The following is a 22,766-nucleotide window of genomic DNA, read 5'->3' as shown; positions in this document are numbered from 1 at the left end:
TTGATGGAAGAACACTTCTAACACATGAACGCACAAATCTACGAAGGAGGATTCACATGAAGAAATTTTGGAAAATAGGAGTATCGGCATTTTTAACGATAGGGTTGCTAGCAGCTTGTGGACAAGAGGCGAAAAATGACAAGTCCGCAGCTACAGAGGAGCAAACACAACAAGAAACGTCTAAGGTGGAAGAGGCAACATTTCCAATAACTATAACGGATGCTATTGGAAAGGAGATGACTCTAGAGGCCCCTCCTGAGAAAATAGTGTCACTTATTCCAAGTAATACAGAGATATTATTTGGCCTAGGTTTAAAGGATGAAATAGTCGGGGTTACAGACAATGACGATTATCCACCAGAGGTAGCTGAAAAGGATAAGGTTGGTGGCATGGAGTACAATATTGAACAAATTATTGCCTTAAAGCCAGACATCGTTTTTGCACATGAATCTAGCATGTCTCTTTCAGAATCAGCCATTGCACAACTTGAATCGGCGGGCGTGAAAGTATTTGTTGTAAAAAATGCCCAGAATTTTAATGAAACCTATACAACGATTGAACAGCTTGGTCGTGCCACAGGGAAATTACCAGAGGCTGAAAACATCATTGCTGACATGAAGGCGAAAGTAGAAGCAGTACAGGAGAAAGTGAAAGACGTTGAACCTAAGAATGTTTTTGTAGAGGCCTCTGATGAACCTAATATTTATACAGCTGGTCAAGGCACATTTATGAACGCAATGTTGGAGATGATTCATGCAAAAAATGTAGCAGCAGATGGTGATAATTGGTATGAAATTAGTGCAGAACAAATTATCACAAAAAATCCAGATGTCATCGTGGTGACATATAGCTATGTACCTGATATTTTAACAAAAATACCAAAGCGTGCTGGTTTCGATACAATAAATGCAGTGAAAAATAATGCCATTGTGCAAGTAGATGAAAGCACAACAAGCCGTCAAGGACCGCGTTTAGCGGATGGTCTTGAGGAGTTAGCAAAAGCCATCTACCCTGAGGTATTTAAGTGAAAAAAGTAGTAACAGCCTATGTATTAACATGTACGCTTTTTATCATTAGCATTTGGTGTGGCGTAGCTATAGGCTCTGTTCATATTCCGATAGAAGTGCTGTGGAATCAGTCAGTTGATGAAACGGCTGCCAATATCTTTTGGAAAATTCGCTTGCCTCGTGTGCTTTTAGCAGGGCTAGTAGGGGCTGCTCTCGCTATTGCGGGAGCAGCTTTCCAGGGCTTGCTAAAAAATCCGCTAGCAGATCCATATACATTAGGTATTTCATCCGGTGCTTCTGTCGGTGCAGTCATGACAATTTTTTTTAATATTTCGATACCTGTTGTAGGCTTGTATGCCTTACCTACCTTTAGCATGATAGGCGCAATCATTACAATGGTTGTAGTTATGAGCTTTGCTAGAATAGTAGACCGTTCGCTAAAGATGGAAACCCTTATTTTAACGGGCGTTATCTTTAGTTCATTTTTAGGGTCGTTAATCTCGTTAATGATTGCCTTATCGGGAGAGGAGCTACGCCAAGTAATCGGCTGGCTACTGGGTTCTGTATCTATGCGTGGTTGGCCGTATGTTCAAATGATTATCCCATTCGTTATTGTGGGTTCCCTTATGCTGTGGACGCAGAGACGTGAGCTTAATGTTTTATTATATGGGGAAGAAAGAGCGAAGCATTTAGGTGTCAATGTAAAACGTAGTAAGTATTTGATTTTAGTAGGTGGTTCTATGCTGACTGGAGCAGCGGTAGCTGTTTCAGGCACAATTGGCTTTGTAGGGTTGGTTGTACCACATATGACAAGAATGATTTGGGGTTCTGATCACCGTCATTTACTGCCATTATCATTTTTTAATGGTGCAACATTACTTATAATTTGTGATTTAGTCGCAAGAACAATCATCCTGCCAAGGGAACTGCCCATTGGTGTCATTACTGCATTTATTGGAGCGCCTGTTTTTTCCTATATTTTTTATAAACAACGGAGAAGCAAGGGGGTGCGGGCGTGATTTTTGTTGAACATCTATCAGGTGGTTATGAAGACGTACCAATCGTCAAGGATATAAGCTTTACGGTTGAGAAAGGAAAAATTCTTGGCATATTAGGGCCAAATGGTAGTGGGAAATCCACATTATTAAAGGTAATGAGTGGTATTCTACCAGCTGTTGAGGGCACAATTTCTATTGATGGACAAAACATTCTGTCCTACAATGCCCGTGCTTTAGCAAAAAAAATGGCTGTTTTACCACAGCTTCATGCGAATGCTTTCTCAAACAGTGTAAGAGAGACTATTTCGCTTGGACGTTATCCACATCAAACGGGCTTTTTTTCAAGTTGGTCTGAGCAAGATGAACAAGCGGTTCAACATGCAATGCTGCAAACAGGTATAAAACGTTATGAGCATACACCTATGGAATTTTTATCGGGAGGCGAACAGCAAAGAGTTTTTGTTGCACAGGCCCTTGCTCAAACTGCGGAAATTTTACTGCTAGATGAGCCGACAAATCATTTAGACATTGCCCATCAACGTCAAATTTTAGATATGGTTCGGAAGGAAGCAGTCGAGTGTGGATTAACAGTAGTGATGGTATTACACGATATGAATTTAGCCTCTCTCTATTGTGATGAATTATTGCTCATGGAGAGTGGACAAATGAGAGCTTTTGGGGCACCACATGAAGTATTAATTGCTTCACAAATAGAAGAAATTTACCAAGCACGAGTAGCTACTTATGCTCATCCAGAAATTCCTAAACCACAAATTACAATGATGCCTGCTGCAAGCGACCATCAACAGCGAGCTGTAATAAAAAAAGAACATTTTAAAATAACGGAACAATTTATACAACTTCAATCAGAGATTCCTTTAAAAACGGTATCATCTGCTGTCCATAACCCCGGTATAGGATGGCATAATTGCTTGTTAAACCGCTCTGTACCTGGTGACTATGTGATCAGTGATGTAAAAAGAGAAGTTAATGAATTTTTGCAAAAAGGTCATTTTTCACCCACGAATACAGTTGTCATGCTGACGGCAGTGCCAACAGCCCTTGTGGCGATCAATGAATGGGCTGCACCATTTGGCAGTGTAATAGTAGCTGTTACTGCTGGAGTAGGCAATGCAGTAGATGTATCCCGTGTGCATGAAAGGCAAGATCAGCCATATATTGGTACTATTAACACATGGGTAATTATAAATGGCTGTTTATCAGAGGAAGCATTTTTTCAAGCTATGATGACAGCTACGGAGGCGAAAACGAAGGCTCTGCAATCAGAAAATATTCGTGATGAGCGTAGTGGAACTATTGCTACTGGTACTGCTACAGATAGTCTTTTAATTGCTGCAACTCAAAAAGGGAAAGAAATGTTATATGGTGGCCCCATTACGGAGGTTGGTAAAATGATTGCAAAGGGTGTTTTTGAAACTACAGTTCAGGCTATCAGAAATTATAAAAATGAATTTTAGGAGATGAGCGAAATGAAGCTTTACACAAAAACAGGGGATACGGGTAAAACAAGTCTTATCGGAGGACGCGTTGATAAAGATAGTTTGCGTGTTGAAACGTATGGGGCGATTGATGAATTAAATTCTTTTATTGGTAAAGCAGTAAGTGAATTAGACCAAGCACTTTTCAAAGATATTTTAACAGACCTAGAAACCATTCAACATGAGCTGTTCGATGCTGGTGGTGATCTGGCAAACGTGATGAAAGAACGACATTATAAGCTTACAGAGCAACCAATTGAAGTGCTAGAGGCTCGTATTGATGCACTATCAGATGAAGCGCCACCATTACAACGTTTTATTTTACCAGGAGGGGCCCCAGCAGCTGCGACTTTACACATTGCACGTACGGTTGCTCGTCGAGCAGAGCGTGAAATGGTCACACTTATGAAAGAAGTTGAAGATGTGCCGAAAGTTGTACAAAAATATTTAAATCGATTATCAGATTATTTATTTGCGGCTGCACGTGTTGTAAATGCTCGATTACAGGTTGCGGATGTTGAATATATTCGCAGTGGTAACGTCTTTAAAAACTAAAATATAGTTTTCTACAGAAAGTAAAAAAATGCTACTTTGAAAAAATTCAGGGTGGCTTTTTTTCTTGTAAAATGTAAGAATATAAAATTATCAGAAATATTTCCGTTTTATGTTGACTGAATGCTCACTCATTTATTAGAATAGGAATATAATATCGAAATGATGAACATTTTCGTATGAGCTAGCAAATTTATCACAAAGAGAGAAAAATTACGACAAACAAGGGGGGATCAACCATGAGTCCATTATTAATTGCTAACATTGTCTTAACAGTCGTGGTTGTACTTTATGCAGTAGGATTGTTCTTCTATCTGTTGAAAACACGCTATAAGTATGTGCAGTTGGGGAAAAAGGTTGAGTTTGATGAAAGTGTAAAAGAGCGTCTTCGCTATATTATGGTCAATGTATTTGGCCAAAATAAGCTATTAAAAGATCCAAAGAGTGGTTTAATCCATGTTATGTTCTTCTATGGATTTTTAATGGTACAGCTAGGGGCAATTGATTTAATTTGGAAAGGATTAGCACCAGGCTCACATTTACCACTAGGTATTTTCTATGGAGTCTTTACATTCTTCCAAGAACTTGTGGTTTTAATGATTTTGGTAGCGGTTGTCTGGGCATTTTACCGCCGCTATGTTGAAAAGCTAGTACGTTTAAAACGTGGCTGGAAAAACGGTCTTGTATTAATTTTCATTGGTGGCTTAATGGTATCGACGTTAATTGCGAATGGTATGGGACTAATTTGGCATGGAGAGGGATTAACTTATACGGAGCCAGTCGCTTCTAGTATTGCTGCTATTTTTGGTTTCCTACCTGCGTCAGTAGCCGCTGGTGTATTTTATGTCATGTGGTGGGCACATTTATTAATTCTTTTAACATTCCTTGTGTATGTACCACAGTCTAAGCATTTCCATTTAATTGTAAGTCCGCTAAATGTTTATATGAATCGTTTAGATCGAACAGGAACTTTAGCACCCATTGATTTCGAAGCATTAGAAAATGCTGAAAGTGAAGAGGATATGCCTTCTATTGGGGTGGGACGCATACAGGACTTCACACAAAAACAAATGCTAGATTTGTATTCTTGTGTAGAATGTGGACGTTGTACAAACATGTGTCCAGCAACAGGGACAGGAAAAATGCTCTCTCCTATGGATTTAATCGTGAAATTACGAGATCATTTAACATTTACAGGTGCTGTTGTAACTAAGCAAAAGCCTTGGGTGCCTTATCAATTCTTTGCCAATACAAAGGGAAATCAGCTTGCGATGGCAGCTGGTGCTGAAGGTGCAGTGATTGAAGATATCTACAGCCCAGCTTTAATTGGTGATGTGATTACAGAGGAAGAGATTTGGGCTTGTACGACTTGTCGTAACTGTGAAGATCAATGTCCAGTAATGAACGAGCATGTCGATAAAATTATTGATTTACGTCGTTATTTAACAATGACAGAGGGAAAAGTAAATCCTGATGCGCAACGTGCGATGACGAATATCGAGAGACAGGGAAATCCTTGGGGACTAAACCGTAAAGAAAAAGAAAATTGGCGTGATCTAGATCCAACTATCCATATCCCTACAGTAAAAGAATTGAAAAAGTCTGGCGAGGAAATGGAATACCTATTATGGGTTGGGTCAATGGGAGCATTTGATAACCGCTCTCAAAAAATTGCATTAGCATTCTGTCGTCTATTAAACGAAGCAGGTGTGAAGTTCGCAATTTTAGGAAATAAAGAGAAGAACTCTGGTGATACGCCTCGTCGTTTAGGAAATGAATTCTTATTCCAAGAGTTAGCTACCGCCAATATCGATGAGTTTGTTAAAAATGACGTGAAAAAAATTGTTACAATCGACCCTCATGCATACAATATCTTTAAAAATGAATACCAAGATTTTGGTTGGAAAGGCGAAGTATATCATCATACTGAATTATTAAATCAGCTGATTGAAGAGAATCGTCTAGCATTAAATCACGAGGTGCATGAAACAATAGTTTTCCATGATTCATGTTATTTAGGTCGTTACAATGATGTCTATGATGCACCACGAGAAATTTTGCGTGGCATTCCTGGAGTGAAGTTAGTCGAAATGGAACGTAATCGAGAAACAGCGATGTGCTGTGGTGCAGGTGGAGGTCTTATGTGGATGGAGGAGCATGTCGGCAATCGTATTAACGTAGCCCGTACAGAACAGGCTTTAGCAACCAATGCATCAGTTATTTCATCTGGCTGTCCTTACTGCTTAACAATGCTGGAGGATGGTACAAAGGCTAAAGAAGTGGAAGACTCAATTGGCACATTCGACGTAGCAGAGTTATTGGAGCGTTCAGTGTTTGGAGAAAAAGTAAAGACTGCCGACAACACTACTGAGGAAGTAGAAGACACAATGGAAGAAGTTGTGATGACAGTTGAAAATACAAATCAAAATGAGAATACTGAAATAAGCGCAGAAAAATGATTGCTATTGTAGAAATATTTTAGTTATCTGAAAAATATAAATTGCACAATAAAAAATTGTTTTGTAGAATAAGATTAAATGGAAATGGGAGGTGAAATAAAAACTCCCATTTTTCATCGATAGAAGTCGAGCGAGCGTTCAGTCAATAAAATGCTTCACTACTTCATCGAGAACGTAAAACAAAAGGGGTGTTTTACTTGAATAGAGCAGTAATATTAGCAGGAGCAAGAACGGCATTTGGTAAATTTGGTGGTTCTTTATCAGCAGTACATGCAAGTGATTTAGGAGCCACTGCAATTAAGGGTGCATTAGAGAAATCCAATGTGAGACTTGATGAAGTCGATGAGGTAATTTTAGGCTCGGTTTTACAAGGGGGACAGGGGCAAATTCCCTCTCGACAAGCGGCAATAAAAGCAAATTTACCAATAGGGGTAAAAACAGAAACTATTAATAAAGTCTGTGCGTCTGGGATGCGTGCAGTGACATTAGCAGATCAACTGATTCGCTTAGGGGACGAAGAAGTGATTGTAGCTGGTGGAATGGAGTCCATGTCTAATGCACCGTATTATCTGTTAAATGGTCGAACGGGCTTACGAATGGGTGATTCAACGATGGTCGATGGGATGCTTTATGATGGGCTAACATGTGCTTTCGACCCAGCAAGACCACATATGGGCAGCTATGGTAACTCGACAGCAAAAGAATTCTCTCTAAGTCGTGAGGAACAGGACGCTTGGTCAGTTCGAAGCCATGAGCGTGCACTAGCAGCGATGGACAAAGGATATTTTGCAGAAGAGATCGTTCCTGTTGAAATTCCTCAACGAAAAGGTGAGCCACTTGTTGTGATTAAAGATGAGGCACCAAGACCAGGTACTTCTTTAGAAATACTGGCAAAGCTTAAACCAGCCTTTGATAAGGATGGTACCATTACTGCAGGTAATGCACCTGGTGTAAATGACGGAGCATGTGCACTCGTCATGATGAACGAGGAACGTGCCATACGCGAAGGTAGAGAACCATTGGCAATAATTATAGGTCATGAAGAGCTAGCGATTGAGCCAGAAAATTTCCCTCAAACACCAGGTCTGGTCATTAATAAGCTATTGAAAAAGACGAATAAGTCATTAGCGGATATTGATTTGTTTGAAATCAATGAAGCCTTTGCAGCAGTAGCTTTAGTGAGTAAGCAGTTAGCGGATCTAGATGCAGAAAAGGTGAATGTTAATGGTGGCGCCGTTGCTTTAGGACATCCAATCGGGGCTTCTGGAGCACGTATCATTTTAACGCTTGCACAGGAATTGAAGCGTCAGGGCGGTGGTATCGGCATTGCGGCTATTTGTTCAGGTGGTGGACAAGGCGATGCAATCATGATTGAAGTACCGAAAACAGGGGGACTGAACTGATGGGAATTCAAAAAGTAATGGTCATTGGTGCAGGGCAAATGGGCTCTGGCATTGCACAGGTTTGTGCACAAGCAGGCTTTGACGTGAAATTGAACGATATTAAACAAGAGTTTTACGAGCGTGGACTAGGCGTTATTGTTAAAAACCTATCACGTGATGTTGAAAAGGGTCGTAAAACAGAGGATGAAAAGACGGCAATTCTGGGTCGCATTACGATGTCACTAGATTTACAGGATGCTAGTGATGTAGATATTGTCATTGAGGCAGCTGTAGAAAATATGGAAGTGAAGCAATCTATTTTTAAACAACTCGATCGTATTGCGCAGGCACATGCTATATTAGCTACCAATACTTCTTCACTACCTATTACAGAAATTGCTGCTGTAACAAATCGACCAGAGCAAGTTATTGGCATGCACTTTATGAATCCTGTACCTGTCATGAAGCTTGTAGAAATTATCCGTGGTTTAGCCACAACCGATGAAGTATACAAAGCGGTGGAAGAGATGACAGTCAAGTTATCGAAGACGCCAGTTGAAGTGAATGACTTTCCAGGATTCATTTCAAACCGAATTTTACTTCCGATGATTAATGAAGCTATTTATGCTTTATACGAAGGGGTAGCATCGAAAGAAGCGATTGACGATGTCATGAAGCTTGGAATGAACCATCCAATGGGACCGCTAACATTGGCGGATTTCATTGGTTTAGATACTTGTCTCTCCATTATGGAGATTTTACATGAGGGCCTAGGAGATAGTAAATATCGACCTTGTCCACTGCTTCGTAAATATGTAGCAGCTGGTTGGCTAGGAAAGAAATCTGGAAGAGGCTTTTATATTTACGAATAATCCTATGGGGATGGGGTTATCGAATTGCTACAGGACAACTTAGAGGGGTGACATAATAGATGCATTTGCAATTTACAGATGAGCAAATTATGATGCGCGATATGGTTCGTAATTTTTCTCAAGAAAAAATTCAACCATGGGTAGAGCGAATGGAAGCTGGGGAGTTTCCACGTGAGTTACTTCAGCAAATGGGTGAGCTTGGTTTAATGGGTATCACAACGCCAGAAGAGCTTGGAGGCTCTGGCATGGATTTTACGTCGTATATTATTGCGATTCATGAATTATCAAAGGTAAGCGCTGTAATGGGCGTTATTTTATCGGTGCATACCTCAGTTGGAACAAATCCAATCATTTACTTTGGGAATGAGGAGCAAAAGAAACGCTATGTACCTAAACTTGCAGCAGGGGAATATTTAGGTGCTTTTTGTTTAACAGAACCAGGTGCTGGTTCGGATGCAGGCTCTCTTCAATCAAAAGCAGTACGTGATGGTGATGAATATGTCATTAATGGCTCCAAAGTATTTATTACTAATGGTGGGGAGGCTGATGTGTATATTGTATTCGCATCAACGAATCCTGCAGAAAAAACAAGAGGCATTTCTGCTTTTATTGTGGAAAAGGGAACACCAGGCTTAATTATTGGAAAAGACGAACATAAAATGGGCTTGCATGGCTCTCGTACAGTTCAACTAACCTTTGATAATTGCCGAATCCCTGCCGACAACCTCTTAGGGGAAGAGGGAGAAGGCTTCAAAATAGCGATGGCTAATTTAGATGTGGGCCGCATTGGTATTGCGGCACAGGCTTTAGGGATAGCTGAAGCGGCACTTGAGGCAGCTTCTGCTTATGCTAAAGAACGTGTTCAATTTGGTAAACCAATTGTTGCTCAACAAGGCGTTAGCTTTAAACTTGCCGACATGGCAACAGCTGTTGAATCATCCAAACTACTAGTCTACCGTGCTGCAGATTTACGTGCAAAAGGTTTACCGTGTGGTGCAGAAGCTTCAATGGCGAAACTATTTGCATCACGAACAGCTGTCCAAACGGCGATAGAGGCTGTTCAAGTATTCGGTGGCTATGGTTATACAGAAGATTACCCAGTAGAGCGATATTTCCGCGATGCCAAGGTAACTGAAATATATGAAGGAACAAGTGAAATTCAAAGACTAGTCATTAGTAAACATTTACTGAAATAGAGCCTGGTATAAGGTAATTGTAGCTAATACAAATGAATCAAATGTGCCAAAGAGGATGGGAATCGTTCGATATAGAAAGAGAACCGCTTAATAAAATGCTAAATCTAATTTAACATTATTCAGAGCAGAGTCTAATAAAAAGGGGAAATGGACAATGAACTTTCAGTTAACAGAAGAGCATGAGCAATTACGTGAAATGATTCGAGATTTCGCTATTAATGAAGTGGCTCCAACAGCAGCAGAACGTGATGAAAATGAAGAATTTGACCGCGCCATTTTCGATAAAATGGCGGAGCTTGGATTAACAGGTATTCCATGGCCAGAGGAATATGGCGGAGCTGGATTTGATTACCTTGCGTATGTCATTGCTGTTGAAGAATTATCGCGTGTGTGTGCATCAACAGGCGTAACATTATCTGCCCATACATCACTGGCAGGCTGGCCGCTTTATAAGTTCGGTACAGAAGAACAGAAACAAAAGTATCTTCGTCCAATGGCTGAAGGAAAGCATATTGGTGCCTACGGTTTAACAGAACCAGGATCAGGTTCTGATGCGGGTGGTATGAAAACTTACGCAAAGCGTGATGGCGATGATTATATTTTAAACGGCTCAAAAATCTTCATTACCAATGGTGGAGTAGCAGATACATATATTGTATTTGCAGTAACAGATCCTGAAGCCAAAAACGGTACATCAGCATTTATTGTTGAAGCTGGTTTTGAAGGCTTTTCGGTAGGTAAGAAGGAGAAGAAATTAGGGATTCGTTCATCTCCTACGACAGAAATTATTTTCGACAACTGTCGTGTGCCGAAAGAAAATTTACTAGGAGCTGAAGGGGAAGGCTTTAAGATTGCGATGACGACACTGGATGGTGGACGTAATGGAATTGCGGCTCAAGCTGTAGGAATTGCACAAGGAGCACTTGATGCAGCAGTTGACTATGCAAAAGAACGTGTCCAATTTGGTAAACCAATCACGGCAAATCAAGGTGTGTCCTTTAAGCTAGCGGATATGGCAACTCAAATTGAGGCATCTCGACTTCTTACATACCAAGCGGCTTGGTTAGAATCTAATAACCTACCATATGGTAAGGCATCTGCAATGGCGAAATTAATGGCTGGCGATACGGCGATGAGTGTAACGACGGAGGCGGTTCAAGTATTTGGTGGTTATGGTTATACAAAAGATTATCCAGTAGAACGCTTTATGCGTGATGCAAAAATCACACAAATTTATGAAGGTACGCAAGAGATTCAACGACTAGTTATCTCGCGTATGTTAACTAAATAATTGATGACCGAAAAAGATAAAAGGCCCCAAGTACAGTCAACTGTAAAAGATGAAAATTTAATCGCCATTCGTCGTGAGCAAATGATTCAGGGAGCTATTAAGTTATTCAAAGAAAAAGGCTTCCATCGGGCCACAACGAGAGAAATCGCAAAAGCTGCAGGCTTTAGTATCGGTACCTTATATGAGTACATTCGAACAAAAGAGGATGTTCTTTACCTTGTATGTGATAGTATCTATCATCATGCAATGGAACGACTTTCAAGTTACGAGATTAAAGCAGGAACAATCGAAGAGCTGAAGGAAATGATCCGAGAATACTTCCTTCAAATCGATAGCATGGTTGATGAGCTCACAATCATGTATCAAGAAACAAAATCATTATCAAAAGAAGCGCAACGTTATGTCTTTAGTAAAGAGTTTGAAATGGTTGCTACTTTTGAAAGATTGCTAAAGCGCTGTGTACAGTCTGGTGACATATCAATGACAGACAAGCAGATTCATTTAGCAGCCAATAATTTAGTGGTGTCTGGACAAAGTTGGGCATTCCGCAAATGGGCATTACATCGCCAACATTCAATTGATGAGTTTATCGACATGCAAATCACATTGTTCATTTCAGGCATAAAGGGGTTTTAATATTTCGTTAGGGGGTTGTCGGTAATTGCATAAAGCGACATTGCAATTGCCGGCTTTTTTTATTCATTAAGGGGAGAGAGTGGGGATTTCATATGACAAAGGTAGAAGTATATCGTCCAAAAAATCACGTACGTTTTGTGACAGCATCGAGTCTTTTTGATGGACATGATGCTTCGGTCAATATTATGCGACGCATTTTGCAATCGAGCGGTGTAGAAGTAATCCATTTAGGTCATAACCGATCAGTTGAAGAAGTCGTAAATGCTGCGATACAAGAGGATGCGCAAGGTATTGCTGTTTCTTCTTATCAAGGCGGGCATATGGAATACTTTAAATATATGTATGATTTACTGCGTGAAAAAGGGGCACCACATATAAAAATATATGGCGGTGGGGGTGGAGTAATTCTACCGCGTGAAATAAAAGAGCTTCATTCTTACGGCATTGCAGGAATTTTCTCGCCAGAGGATGGCCGTGTTTTAGGGCTTCAAGGAATGATTAATGAGCAAATTAAAGGAACAGATTTTCCTACTGCAACTGGTAGCTATTTAGAAAAATTAGAGTCTTTAACAACAGAGACTCCAGAAATTTTAGCTAATTTAATTACAGCTGCCGAGTCAAATGACGATGAAGACACGAAAAAAATGCTGGAGGAAGCACGGAAGCGTTCAAAAGGAACACCTGTTATGGGAATCACCGGAACAGGGGGAGCAGGTAAATCTTCATTAACGGATGAACTAATCCGCCGCTTCTTAAAAGAATTCCCGGAAAAACGTGTGGCAATTTTGTCCGTCGATCCAACAAAGCAAAAAACGGGTGGGGCATTACTTGGAGATCGTATTCGTATGAATGCCATCTTTAATAACCGTGTCTATATGCGTAGCTTAGCCACACGAGGCTCTCGTACGGAATTAACCGCATCCATTGGGGACGTAATAGATGTAGTACGTGTAGCAGGTTATGATTTAATTATCGTTGAAACAAGTGGTATTGGTCAGGGTGATGCCGAGATTACAAAATATACCGATTTATCGATGTATGTGATGACTAGTGAGTTCGGTGCACCAACACAGCTTGAGAAGATTGATATGATTGATTTTGCAGATGTTATTGCTATTAATAAATTCGAGCGTAAAGGTTCAGAGGACGCACTACGCCAAGTACAAAAACAATATCAGCGTTCGCGAGAACTTTGGGATGAATCACTTGATAATATGCCAGTTTACGGTACAATTGCTAGCCAATTTAATGATAAAGGAACAAATGCATTATTTGCCGCGCTAGTGCAAATCATTAACCAAAAAGTGGGTAGCGATTGGGAAACGAGCTATGAGCAATTTGCTAAAACACAAAAGCAAGATGTAATTATTCCAAATGATCGTCGTTATTATTTACGAGAGCTTACTGATACAGTGCGTGGCTATCATAAAAAAACAGAGCAGCAGGTAGCATTTGCTCGTCGTCTATTCCAATTAGAGGGGGCTATCGCTGCTGTTAAGGAAAAAGCACCGGATGATGCACTTATCACATCGCTTAATTCTTTAGCAGAAGGTGTCCGAGACGAATTAACGGCTGAATCCAAGCGTATATTAGACAATTGGCAAGCTTTAAAGGATGCGTATGCTGGGGATGAATTTGTGACGAAAGTTCGTGATAAAGAGATTCGCACAATATTGAAGACAACAAGTCTTTCAGGTACGAAAATTCCAAAGGTTGTATTACCAAAATTTGAAGACTACGGTGAAATTTTGCGCTGGGTTTATAAAGAAAATGTGCCTGGTGAATTTCCTTATACGGCCGGTGTTTTCCAATTCAAACGCGAGGGAGAAGATCCGAAGCGCCAATTTGCTGGTGAAGGGACACCAGAGCGTACAAATAAACGCTTCCACTATTTATCGAAGGACGATGACGCGAAACGTTTATCTACAGCATTTGATTCCGTAACATTGTACGGGGAGGACCCGGATTATCGACCAGATATTTATGGTAAAGTTGGAGAATCGGGTGTATCAATCTGTACGTTAGAGGATATGAAAAAACTGTATGCAGGCTTTGATTTATGTGCACCATCTACATCTGTATCTATGACAATCAATGGTCCAGCACCTATCATTTTGGCTATGTTCATGAATACAGCGATTGATCAGCAAATAAAATTACGTGAGCAAGAGTTAGGGCGTACTTTGACAGTTGAAGAATTTACAGAGACACGTGAAAAAACACTACAGGTCGTTCGTGGAACAGTGCAAGCAGACATCCTGAAAGAAGATCAAGGTCAAAATACATGTATTTTTTCTACAGAATTTGCCTTACGTATGATGGGGGATATTCAGCAATACTTTATTGACCATAAGGTTCGCAACTACTACTCCGTTTCGATTTCTGGTTATCATATTGCGGAGGCGGGAGCAAATCCTATTTCTCAATTAGCCTTTACTTTAGCGAATGGTTTCACGTATGTAGAATATTATTTAAGCCGAGGCATGAATATTAATGACTTCGCGCCTAACTTATCGTTCTTCTTCTCCAATGGACTTGATCCGGAATATACAGTTATCGGACGTGTAGCTCGTCGTATTTGGGCGATTGTGATGCGTGATAAATATGGTGCAAATGAGCGTGCCCAAAAGCTAAAATATCACATTCAAACTTCAGGTCGTAGTCTACATGCGCAGGAGATTGATTTTAATGATATTCGTACAACATTACAGGCTTTGATGGCCTTACAGGATAACTGTAACTCCCTGCATACAAATGCCTATGATGAGGCGATTACAACACCTACTGAGGAATCTGTACGTCGTGCAATGGCTATTCAAATGATTATTACGAAAGAGCATGGTTTAGCGAAAAACGAAAATCCACTTCAAGGTGCATTTATTGTGGAAGAGCTGACAGATCTTGTAGAGGAGGCTGTCCTCGAAGAATTTGATCGCATCAATGATCGTGGTGGCGTGTTAGGAGCCATGGAGACGCAATATCAGCGAGGGAAAATCCAAGAGGAGTCCATGCATTATGAAATGTTAAAACATTCAGGGGAGTTACCGATTATCGGGGTTAATACTTACTTGAACCCAAACCCAGCTTCTGATGCTGATATTGATAATATGGAAATTGCTCGTGCATCGACGGAAGAGAAGGAAACACAAATTCACAATTTACAAGATTTCTGGAAGGCCAATGAAGCTAAAAGCGAGGCGGCCATTAAACGATTACAAGAGGTAGCTGTTCATAATGGAAATATCTTCGCGGAATTAATGGAAACTGTCAAAGTAGCTAGCTTGGGACAAATTACGAAAGCTTTATATGAAGTTGGTGGACAATATCGTCGTAATATGTAGACAGAGATAAACAATTTTACACGTTTACAAATACTTTTTTAATGTATAAGCTTCTCTAGTTTTTTAGTGTCTAGTCTTAGGATTAGGCACTTCTTTTTTTTTTCGCTATAATAGAAATGTAAAAAAAAGGGGAGGCGCGGTAGAGGATGAAATCAGCTATTCACTACATAATTGTATTAGCTTTAGTATTGGGAGCCATTTTCCTGTATAATAAGCAAATTGGCGCTATTCCTTTACTACTATTATCTGTCTATTTGTTTTATCTTGGCATTAAAAAAATGCGTAATATAAAAAACAGTAATTGAAGCTAGCAAAGGGGCTAAAACTTTGTATATAATGGGTATTATGCTTATTGTATGGAAAGTACCTTTTGCGTGGCCATTTTGCTGCGCTTGGAAAATAAAGCACCATGTAATTTTAAAACGTCCATTGTGATGAGGGAAAGGAAGTGCACGAATTGAATTTTCGTGAAATGACAAAGGAACAATTAACAGAAGAGTCGTTAATTAACTTAGCGTATGTAATTTTAAATGAAAAACGTGCCTCAGTAACTTTTAATGATTTGTTAAAAATAATTCAAGAGCTTGTAGGCTACAGTGATGAAGAAATTAAATCCCGCCTACTACAATTTTACACAGATCTTAATGTAGATGGCCGCTTCTTATATAACCAAGAAACAGGCTGGGGCTTACGTGAATGGTTTAAAGTAGAGCAGATTGAGGAAGAAACAGCACCGTCTGTTAAAACTCAAAAGAAAAAATCTAAAGCTTCTGCGGATGAAGATGATGATCTAGAAGAAGATATCGATTTGGATGAAGAAGATATCGACTTCGACGAGGACTATGAAGAATTCGTGGATGAAGAAGAGATAGACGAAGAAGATGAAGATAAAGAAGATATTGATTTTGATGAAGACGAAGATTTAGAAGATATTGAAGAAATCGATGAAGAGTTTATTGATGAAGAAGAAGAGGAGTTCGAAGAAGAAGAGGAAGAAATCTAAAACCTCACTCTTAGAATTTTCTTACTTTTATGCTTGATGTAAAAATTCTTGACTTCTATCACGGTTACGTTTAATCTTTTACTTGGGCTCCTTAAAAAAAGGAGAAAGACCGTGTATATAATACGCTCCCCCTGCAGACCTTGCAGGAGGAGCGTTTTTTTTGTTTTTAACTTTATTCAGACTAGCTCTCCCATACTTTTTGCGCGGATATGAATATAAATGTTTTAAAGTATTCATGATGTATAGTAAACGGTGACTGAATAAATGTTAAAGTTTTAAGGTTTAAAGGAAAGTGGAAAAGAGATAGAAACGATGACAGCTTCGAATCGACTACAAATTTGTAGACATTCTCGGCTTTTCTTTTTTTAGGGTGTTTGACTGTCAGATGTTCTAATCCCTAACAAAACAACTTATCTAGCAATTCTAAAGGAGGAATTTTTTCATGACGAAGTATATTTTTGTAACAGGTGGGGTTGTATCATCACTTGGAAAAGGGATTGTTGCAGCATCTCTAGGCCGTTTATTAAAAAACCGCGGTTTAGAAGTTACGATTCAAAAATTTGACCCATATATTAATATCGATCCAGGTACAATGAGTCCTTATCAACATGGTGAGGTTTTTGTAACAGATGATGGTGCTGAGGCTGACTTAGATTTAGGACATTATGAACGTTTTATTGATATTAACCTAGGAAAGCATTCTACAGTAACTTCAGGTCGTGTGTATCAATCTGTATTACAGAAGGAACGTCGTGGTGATTACAACGGTGGTACTGTACAAGTTATTCCTCACATTACAAATGAAATTAAAGATCGTATCCAACGTGCTGGTCGCGAGACAAATGCAGACGTTGTTATTACAGAAGTAGGTGGAACAGTAGGCGATATTGAATCCTTACCTTTCCTTGAAGCTATCCGTCAAATGAAAACTAATTTAGGTCATAACAATGTAATGTATATCCACTGTACATTGATTCCTTATATTAAAGCAGCTGGTGAACTAAAAACAAAGCCAACTCAGCATTCCGTAAAAGAGTTACGTTCTTTAGGTATTCAACCAAATATTATCGTTGTGCGTACTGAACAAGAGGTTCCACAAGATATGAAAGAGAAATTAGCTTTATTCTGTGATGTTCAACCACATGAAATTATTGAATCACGTGATGCGGAGCATTTATATGAAGTACCATTAAACCTACATGCCCAAGATATTGATGATATCGTTCTTGACCATTTTGGTATTACAGCTCCAGAAGCTGATATGGAAGAATGGCGTGAGCTGGTAGACAAAGTGAAAAACTTACCAAACAAAAGAAAAGTAGCGTTAGTCGGGAAATATGTAGAACTACAGGATGCTTATATTTCAGTGGTAGAAGCATTGAAGCATGCAGGCTATGTTTATAATTCTGATATTGAAATTGACTGGATTAATGCAGAGCATGTCAATGCTGATAATGTAGCTGCACTATTAAAAGATGCTGATGCGATTTTAGTACCAGGTGGCTTCGGTGATCGTGGTGTAGAAGGGAAAATTTTAGCAACGCAATTTGCGCGTGAAAATAATGTACCTTTCTTAGGTATCTGCTTAGGTATGCAGCTTGCAACAATTGAATATGCACGTAATGTACTAGGCCTAAAAGGTGCTCATTCTACAGAGCTTGATGCAAACACAGAGTACCCAATTATCGACTTCTTACCAGATCAAAATGATAGTGTAGACATTGGCGGAACATTACGTTTAGGATTATACCCATGTAAATTAAAAGACGGATCTAAGGCAAGTGAAGCATATGGCAAAGAGCTTGTTTATGAGCGTCATCGTCATCGTTATGAATTTAACAATGAATATCGTGAAGCAATGGAAGCAGCTGGTCTTGTCTTCTCAGGTACAAGCCCTGATGGTAAGCTAGTTGAAATTATTGAGCTACCAGAGAATAATTTCTTTGTAGCATGTCAATTCCACCCAGAGTTAGTGTCACGACCAAATCGTCCACAACCTCTGTTCCGTGACTTTATCGGCGCAACATTTAAATAAACAAAAAAGAGTTGTCTCGGAATATGAGACAACTCTTTTTAATTGAATTATTACAATTCTTCCTCATCAAAACCAAGCATATCATCATAGGCCATTTTGACAGCCTCATAAACAAAAAGCCCTGCAAGTGCATGTGGTACAACTATCCGTTGACCTAAATCATTTGGCAATAAACCACCCTTTATACGAGTAGAAACATACGTATAGGCTAAGTCCATAAGAGGGTTTTCTGCACTGGCTGGTTCACTTGCAACAGCAGCGAAGGGAATAAATTGTGTATTTAATTTCTGAGCTAAAGCTAGTGCTTCTTCATCGTGTGCACTACGAGTAAAAATGCAAACTCGATCAGCTTCTGTTAAGTTTGTATCAGAAGTCCAAGGAGCTAACTTACTAAATGGTTCCACTGCTTGCAGAGCATTTAATTCCACTGTCTGCATTTCTCCAAAGCAAGCGAAATAGACATTACCTTCGCCAATTGCAGCTTGTGCCAATAGCCTTGCAGTCTCCTCGATAGCATCCTCTTCATTTTGTGTAATTCTTTGTAATAATCCACTTACTTGTGTTGTTAGAATTTTTGACATGATCCCACCTCTACCCATATTATAGGGGTGAAAAAGGTAGAAAGCAAAAGCAGATAATTTATAATACTAGAAGGTATTAAGCTGAAAAAGTAGAATTATACATAATAAAGAATATTTTTGTGTAAGAATAAAATATAAAAAGGGCGGAATGAAATGTGAAACGATTACTAATTGTCGATGATCAGCAGGGAATTCGTTTGCTTTTAAATGAAGTGCTGAAAAAGGAAGGATATGTTACATATTTAGCAGCCAATGGCTTAGAGGCATTAAAGTATGCAGATGAACAAGACATGGATTGCGTATTACTAGATATGAAGATACCCGGAATGGATGGTATCGAAATTTTAAGACGTTTAAAAGAAAAGTTCCCAAAGCTTCCTGTATTTATGATGACTGCGTATGGCGAGCTAGATGTTGTACAAGAAGCTTTAAATCTAGGAGCGATTCGTTACTTTACGAAGCCTTTTGATATTTTTGAAGTACGTGATGAAGTCAACAAAGCGTTACAAGCATAAAGAACAGGCAGTGAGTACACGGCCTGTTTTCTTTATGCTTAAAAAAAGAGGGAGATTTTTTCAGGTTCAAGCGCTGTGGTTTAGTTGCCTACACATTGGTGTACACTGCCGCTTTGTTGGACTGCGCTTTCATGTAGAAAATAATAGCCCTGCTTTTCAGGTTCAAGCGCTGTGGTTTAGTTGCCTACACATTGGTGTACACTGTTGCTTCGTGATACTGCGCTTTCGTGTAGAAAATAATAGCCCCTGCTTTTCAGGGGCTATTATTTTTGCTATGATTGAGGAGCATATTTATGTAGAAAGAATAGTCCTAAGAGGAGGATTTTTAGTATGGCATTAGTATCTATGAAAGAGATGTTAATTAAAGCAAAAGCAGAGGGTTATGCTGTTGGTCAATTCAACATTAACAACCTTGAGTGGACACAAGCAATTTTACAAGCAGCTGAAGAAGAAAAATCTCCAGTGATTCTTGGTGTATCTGAAGGTGCAGGGAAATACATGGGCGGATTTATTTCTGTTGTTCACATGGTAAAGGGTTTAATGGAATCCTATGGTACTACAGTTCCAGTAGCCATTCATCTTGACCATGGTTCTAGCTTTGCAAAATGTAAAGAGGCAATTGATGCAGGCTTTACTTCTGTGATGATTGATGCTTCACACCATCCATTTGAGGAAAATGTGAAAATTACTTCAGAAGTAGTAGAATATGCACATGCTAAAGGCGTTTCTGTAGAAGCGGAATTAGGAACAGTTGGTGGAGATGAAGATGGCGTAATCGGCGGTATTATTTATGCTGACCCTGAAGAATGCCGTAAAATGGTTGAGCTTACAGACATCGACTGCTTAGCGCCAGCACTTGGCTCAGTACATGGTCCTTACAAAGGAGAACCAAATCTAGGCTTCAAGGAAATGGAAGAAATCTCTAAATTGGCAGATCTTCCGTTAGTATTACATGGTGGTACAGGTATTCCAACAAAAGATATCCAACGTTCTATTTCATTAGGTACAGCAAAAATTAACGTTAATACTGAAAATCAAATTGAAGCAACAAAAGCAATCCGTGAGATTCTTGACAATGACAAAGTTGTTTACGATCCTCGTAAATTCCTTGGTCCTGCAAGAGAAGCAATTAAAGCAACGGTTATTGGTAAAATTCGCGAATTTGGTAGTGCACAAAAAGCATAATTTTTGCATTTAATATGTTACAAAAGCATAGATAAATACACATAATAAGAGAAGTGTTGATGCTTTCAATCGACCTTCTCTTGTTTTTGAAATAAAGAAATTTTGGAAAAATATTTAATAATATAAGAAAAATGATCAGGAGGAAATAATATGAAATTTTTTATTGATACAGCAAATTTTGAAGAGATTAAAGAGGCACATGCATGGGGGATTTTATCAGGAGTTACAACAAACCCATCATTAGTGGCTAAAGAAGAAAATGTTTCTTTCCATGATCGTCTTCGTGAAATTGCTGAGCTTGTCGATGGCTCGGTAAGCGGAGAAGTTATTGCATTGGATGCAGAAGGAATGATTAAAGAGGGCTTGGAATTAGCTGCTATTGCTCCTAACATTACAGTGAAACTACCAATGACTCCAGCGGGATTAGAAGCTTGTCGTTTCTTTGCAAACAAAGGAATTAAAACAAACGTAACATTAATTTTTAGTGCAAACCAAGCATTAATGGCTGCGCGTGCAGGTGCTACATATGTATCACCATTTATCGGCCGTTTAGATGACATTGGTCAAAATGGTGTAGAGCTAATTGAAACAATTGCTGACATGTTTACAATTCATAATATTGATACACAAATTATTGCTGCCTCTGTTCGTCACCCTCAGCACGTTACGGCTGCAGCTTTAGCTGGCGCGCATATTTCAACAACTCCATTTAAAGTTTTAAAACAACTTTTCCACCATCCATTAACGGAAAAAGGAATTGAAGGATTTTTAGCGGATTGGAATAAGAGAAAAGGCGAATAATAAGAATATACAGTGAGCCAATTGCAAAAAATACTACTTTCCAATCATGAGGGAGAACGCAAAATGGATGTTTATAAAATTACTGGCGAAAATCGTCTACAAGGTACAATTAAAGTTAGTGGTGCAAAAAATAGTGCAGTCGCCTTAATTCCTGCATCAATTTTGGCGAACTCTCCAGTGACTATTGGAGGGATACCAGAAATTTCAGATGCATGGACGTTAAAGGCTTTATTAGAGGAAATTGGTGGGGAAGTATCGTTTGAGGATGGGAAGATGACAATCGATCCAACAGACATGATTGCATTACCATTACCAAACGGCAATGTTAAAAAGTTACGTGCCTCTTATTATTTAATGGGGGCCATGCTAGGGCGTTTCAAGAAAGCTGTCATTGGTTTACCTGGTGGCTGTTTCTTGGGTCCTCGACCAATTGATCAACATATAAAGGGCTTTGAAGCATTAGGCGCTAAAATTACGAATGAACATGGCGCAATTTATTTACGTGCAGATGAGTTGATTGGGGCTAAAATTTATTTAGATGTCGCAAGTGTCGGTGCAACGATTAACATCATGTTAGCTGCTGTCCTTGCGAAGGGTCGTACCGTTATAGAAAATGCAGCGAAGGAACCTGAAATTATTGATGTAGCAACACTACTAACAAATATGGGGGCCAATATTAAAGGGGCAGGTACAAGTGTCATCCGTATTGAAGGGGTAGAAGAACTACATGGTACAGAGCATACGATTATACCAGATCGCATTGAAGCGGCGACATTTATGATAATGGCCGCAGCCGTAGGTGATGGTATTACAATTGATAATGTAATTCCACTGCATTTAGAAGCAATTATAGCGAAGCTTCGTGAAATGGGTGTGAAGATTGAAATTGGTGAAGAAAGTATTTATGTACCAAAAACAGACCTTTCCACTTTGCAAGCTGTTGATGTAAAAACATTGGTGTATCCTGGTTTCCCAACCGATATTCAGCAACCACTTGCTGTGTTAATGTCACAGGCATTCGGTTCCTCAAAAGTAACAGATACTATTTATACAGCTCGATTTAAACATATTGATGAGCTTCGTCGTATGAATGCTGATGCTCGTGTAGAAGGCAATACGGCCATTATTAAAGGGCCAAGTAGACTACACGGCTCAACAGTAACAGCTACAGATCTACGCGCAGGTGCAGCTTTAGTTTTAGCTGGTCTATTAGCTGAAGGCGAAACGGAAGTGCAAGATATCTATCATATCGAACGTGGCTATAGCTCACTTATTGAGAAATTACGTGATTTAGGCGCTGATATTCGACGTGAAACAATCCTGGCACGCGTAGCTGAGACAAAGGAATAATGAGAGCTAAAAGTTTTCACTCAATTATGTTACAATAGAGGTAATTTGAATGTTTCGGTATGA

Annotated in this window: 19 protein-coding genes; 18 read left to right on the top strand and 1 reads right to left on the bottom strand. The window is 39.4% G+C overall.

Features of this window, described 5'->3' with window-relative positions; translation table 11 throughout:
• Positions 1-56 precede the first annotated feature (56 nt).
• The 14 genes from ACOZBY_RS04700 (at position 57) to ACOZBY_RS04635 (ending at position 18,271) form a co-directional block, all read left to right on the top strand.
• A complete protein-coding gene (locus ACOZBY_RS04700; RefSeq protein WP_031418474.1) occupies positions 57-1,028 on the top strand; it encodes an ABC transporter substrate-binding protein in 972 nt (323 codons plus the stop codon).
• Positions 1,025-2,026, top strand: a complete 1,002-nt coding sequence (locus ACOZBY_RS04695) for a FecCD family ABC transporter permease (RefSeq protein WP_031418476.1) — start codon at positions 1,025-1,027, stop codon at positions 2,024-2,026. The genes ACOZBY_RS04700 and ACOZBY_RS04695 overlap by 4 nt, the downstream gene beginning before the upstream one ends.
• On the top strand, positions 2,023-3,483 hold the full coding sequence (locus tag ACOZBY_RS04690; RefSeq protein ID WP_012292722.1) for an adenosylcobinamide amidohydrolase: 1,461 nt from the start codon (positions 2,023-2,025) through the stop codon (positions 3,481-3,483). The genes ACOZBY_RS04695 and ACOZBY_RS04690 overlap by 4 nt, the downstream gene beginning before the upstream one ends.
• Positions 3,484-3,495: 12 nt before the next feature.
• Entirely contained in the window at positions 3,496-4,059 is a 564-nt protein-coding gene (locus ACOZBY_RS04685) for a cob(I)yrinic acid a,c-diamide adenosyltransferase (protein WP_031418478.1), read from the top strand.
• A 236-nt stretch (positions 4,060-4,295) separates the two neighbouring features.
• Entirely contained in the window at positions 4,296-6,515 is a 2,220-nt protein-coding gene (locus ACOZBY_RS04680; RefSeq protein WP_031418479.1) for a heterodisulfide reductase-related iron-sulfur binding cluster, read from the top strand.
• A gap of 197 nt (positions 6,516-6,712) precedes the next feature.
• Positions 6,713-7,918, top strand: a complete 1,206-nt coding sequence (locus tag ACOZBY_RS04675) for an acetyl-CoA C-acetyltransferase (RefSeq protein ID WP_422761605.1) — start codon at positions 6,713-6,715, stop codon at positions 7,916-7,918.
• Positions 7,918-8,769, top strand: coding sequence for a 3-hydroxybutyryl-CoA dehydrogenase (locus tag ACOZBY_RS04670; RefSeq protein WP_012292727.1), 852 nt, complete (start codon positions 7,918-7,920; stop codon positions 8,767-8,769). The genes ACOZBY_RS04675 and ACOZBY_RS04670 overlap by 1 nt, the downstream gene beginning before the upstream one ends.
• A gap of 59 nt (positions 8,770-8,828) precedes the next feature.
• A complete protein-coding gene (locus tag ACOZBY_RS04665) occupies positions 8,829-9,965 on the top strand; it encodes an acyl-CoA dehydrogenase (RefSeq protein WP_422761603.1) in 1,137 nt (378 codons plus the stop codon).
• A gap of 154 nt (positions 9,966-10,119) precedes the next feature.
• Positions 10,120-11,256, top strand: coding sequence for an acyl-CoA dehydrogenase (locus ACOZBY_RS04660; RefSeq protein ID WP_031418482.1), 1,137 nt, complete (start codon positions 10,120-10,122; stop codon positions 11,254-11,256).
• A 3-nt stretch (positions 11,257-11,259) separates the two neighbouring features.
• Positions 11,260-11,892, top strand: coding sequence for a TetR/AcrR family transcriptional regulator (locus tag ACOZBY_RS04655; protein WP_012292730.1), 633 nt, complete (start codon positions 11,260-11,262; stop codon positions 11,890-11,892).
• A gap of 92 nt (positions 11,893-11,984) precedes the next feature.
• A complete protein-coding gene (gene icmF, locus ACOZBY_RS04650; RefSeq protein WP_099806122.1) occupies positions 11,985-15,233 on the top strand; it encodes a fused isobutyryl-CoA mutase/GTPase IcmF in 3,249 nt (1,082 codons plus the stop codon).
• Positions 15,234-15,379: 146 nt separating this feature from the next.
• Positions 15,380-15,538 (top strand): hypothetical protein, encoded by a 159-nt coding sequence (locus ACOZBY_RS04645; RefSeq protein ID WP_012292732.1) that lies wholly within the window; start codon positions 15,380-15,382, stop codon positions 15,536-15,538.
• Positions 15,539-15,690: 152 nt separating this feature from the next.
• A complete protein-coding gene (gene rpoE / locus ACOZBY_RS04640; RefSeq protein WP_031418485.1) occupies positions 15,691-16,236 on the top strand; it encodes a DNA-directed RNA polymerase subunit delta in 546 nt (181 codons plus the stop codon).
• Positions 16,237-16,678: 442 nt separating this feature from the next.
• The gene (locus ACOZBY_RS04635) at positions 16,679-18,271 is read left to right on the top strand and encodes a CTP synthase (protein WP_012292734.1); all 1,593 of its coding nucleotides are present in this window, start codon (positions 16,679-16,681) and stop codon (positions 18,269-18,271) included.
• 50 nt (positions 18,272-18,321) lie between these two features.
• Here ACOZBY_RS04635 and ACOZBY_RS04630 read toward each other — a convergent pair whose 3' ends face one another.
• Positions 18,322-18,852: a DUF2529 family protein gene (locus ACOZBY_RS04630; RefSeq protein WP_031418486.1), complete on the bottom strand. Its 531-nt coding sequence runs from the start codon at positions 18,850-18,852 to the stop codon at positions 18,322-18,324.
• Positions 18,853-19,007: 155 nt separating this feature from the next.
• On the opposite strand from ACOZBY_RS04630, the gene ACOZBY_RS04625 reads away from it, so the two are divergent.
• The 4 genes from ACOZBY_RS04625 to ACOZBY_RS04610 all read left to right on the top strand — a co-directional run bounded on the left by ACOZBY_RS04625 (position 19,008) and on the right by ACOZBY_RS04610 (position 22,703).
• On the top strand, positions 19,008-19,367 hold the full coding sequence (locus ACOZBY_RS04625; RefSeq protein WP_012292736.1) for a response regulator: 360 nt from the start codon (positions 19,008-19,010) through the stop codon (positions 19,365-19,367).
• A 330-nt stretch (positions 19,368-19,697) separates the two neighbouring features.
• Positions 19,698-20,552: a class II fructose-bisphosphate aldolase gene (locus tag ACOZBY_RS04620; RefSeq protein WP_031418488.1), complete on the top strand. Its 855-nt coding sequence runs from the start codon at positions 19,698-19,700 to the stop codon at positions 20,550-20,552.
• Positions 20,553-20,702: 150 nt separating this feature from the next.
• Positions 20,703-21,353 (top strand): fructose-6-phosphate aldolase, encoded by a 651-nt coding sequence (gene fsa / locus ACOZBY_RS04615; RefSeq protein ID WP_012292738.1) that lies wholly within the window; start codon positions 20,703-20,705, stop codon positions 21,351-21,353.
• Positions 21,354-21,416: 63 nt separating this feature from the next.
• A complete protein-coding gene (locus ACOZBY_RS04610; protein WP_036123013.1) occupies positions 21,417-22,703 on the top strand; it encodes a UDP-N-acetylglucosamine 1-carboxyvinyltransferase in 1,287 nt (428 codons plus the stop codon).
• Positions 22,704-22,766 lie beyond the last annotated feature (63 nt).

The organism is Lysinibacillus sp. NPDC056220 (assembly GCF_049315265.1).
Classification (GTDB): domain Bacteria; phylum Bacillota; class Bacilli; order Bacillales_A; family Planococcaceae; genus Lysinibacillus; species Lysinibacillus pinottii.
The sequence above is the reverse complement of the archived record's forward strand: the minus strand, read 5'-3'. Positions and strand labels throughout refer to the sequence as shown.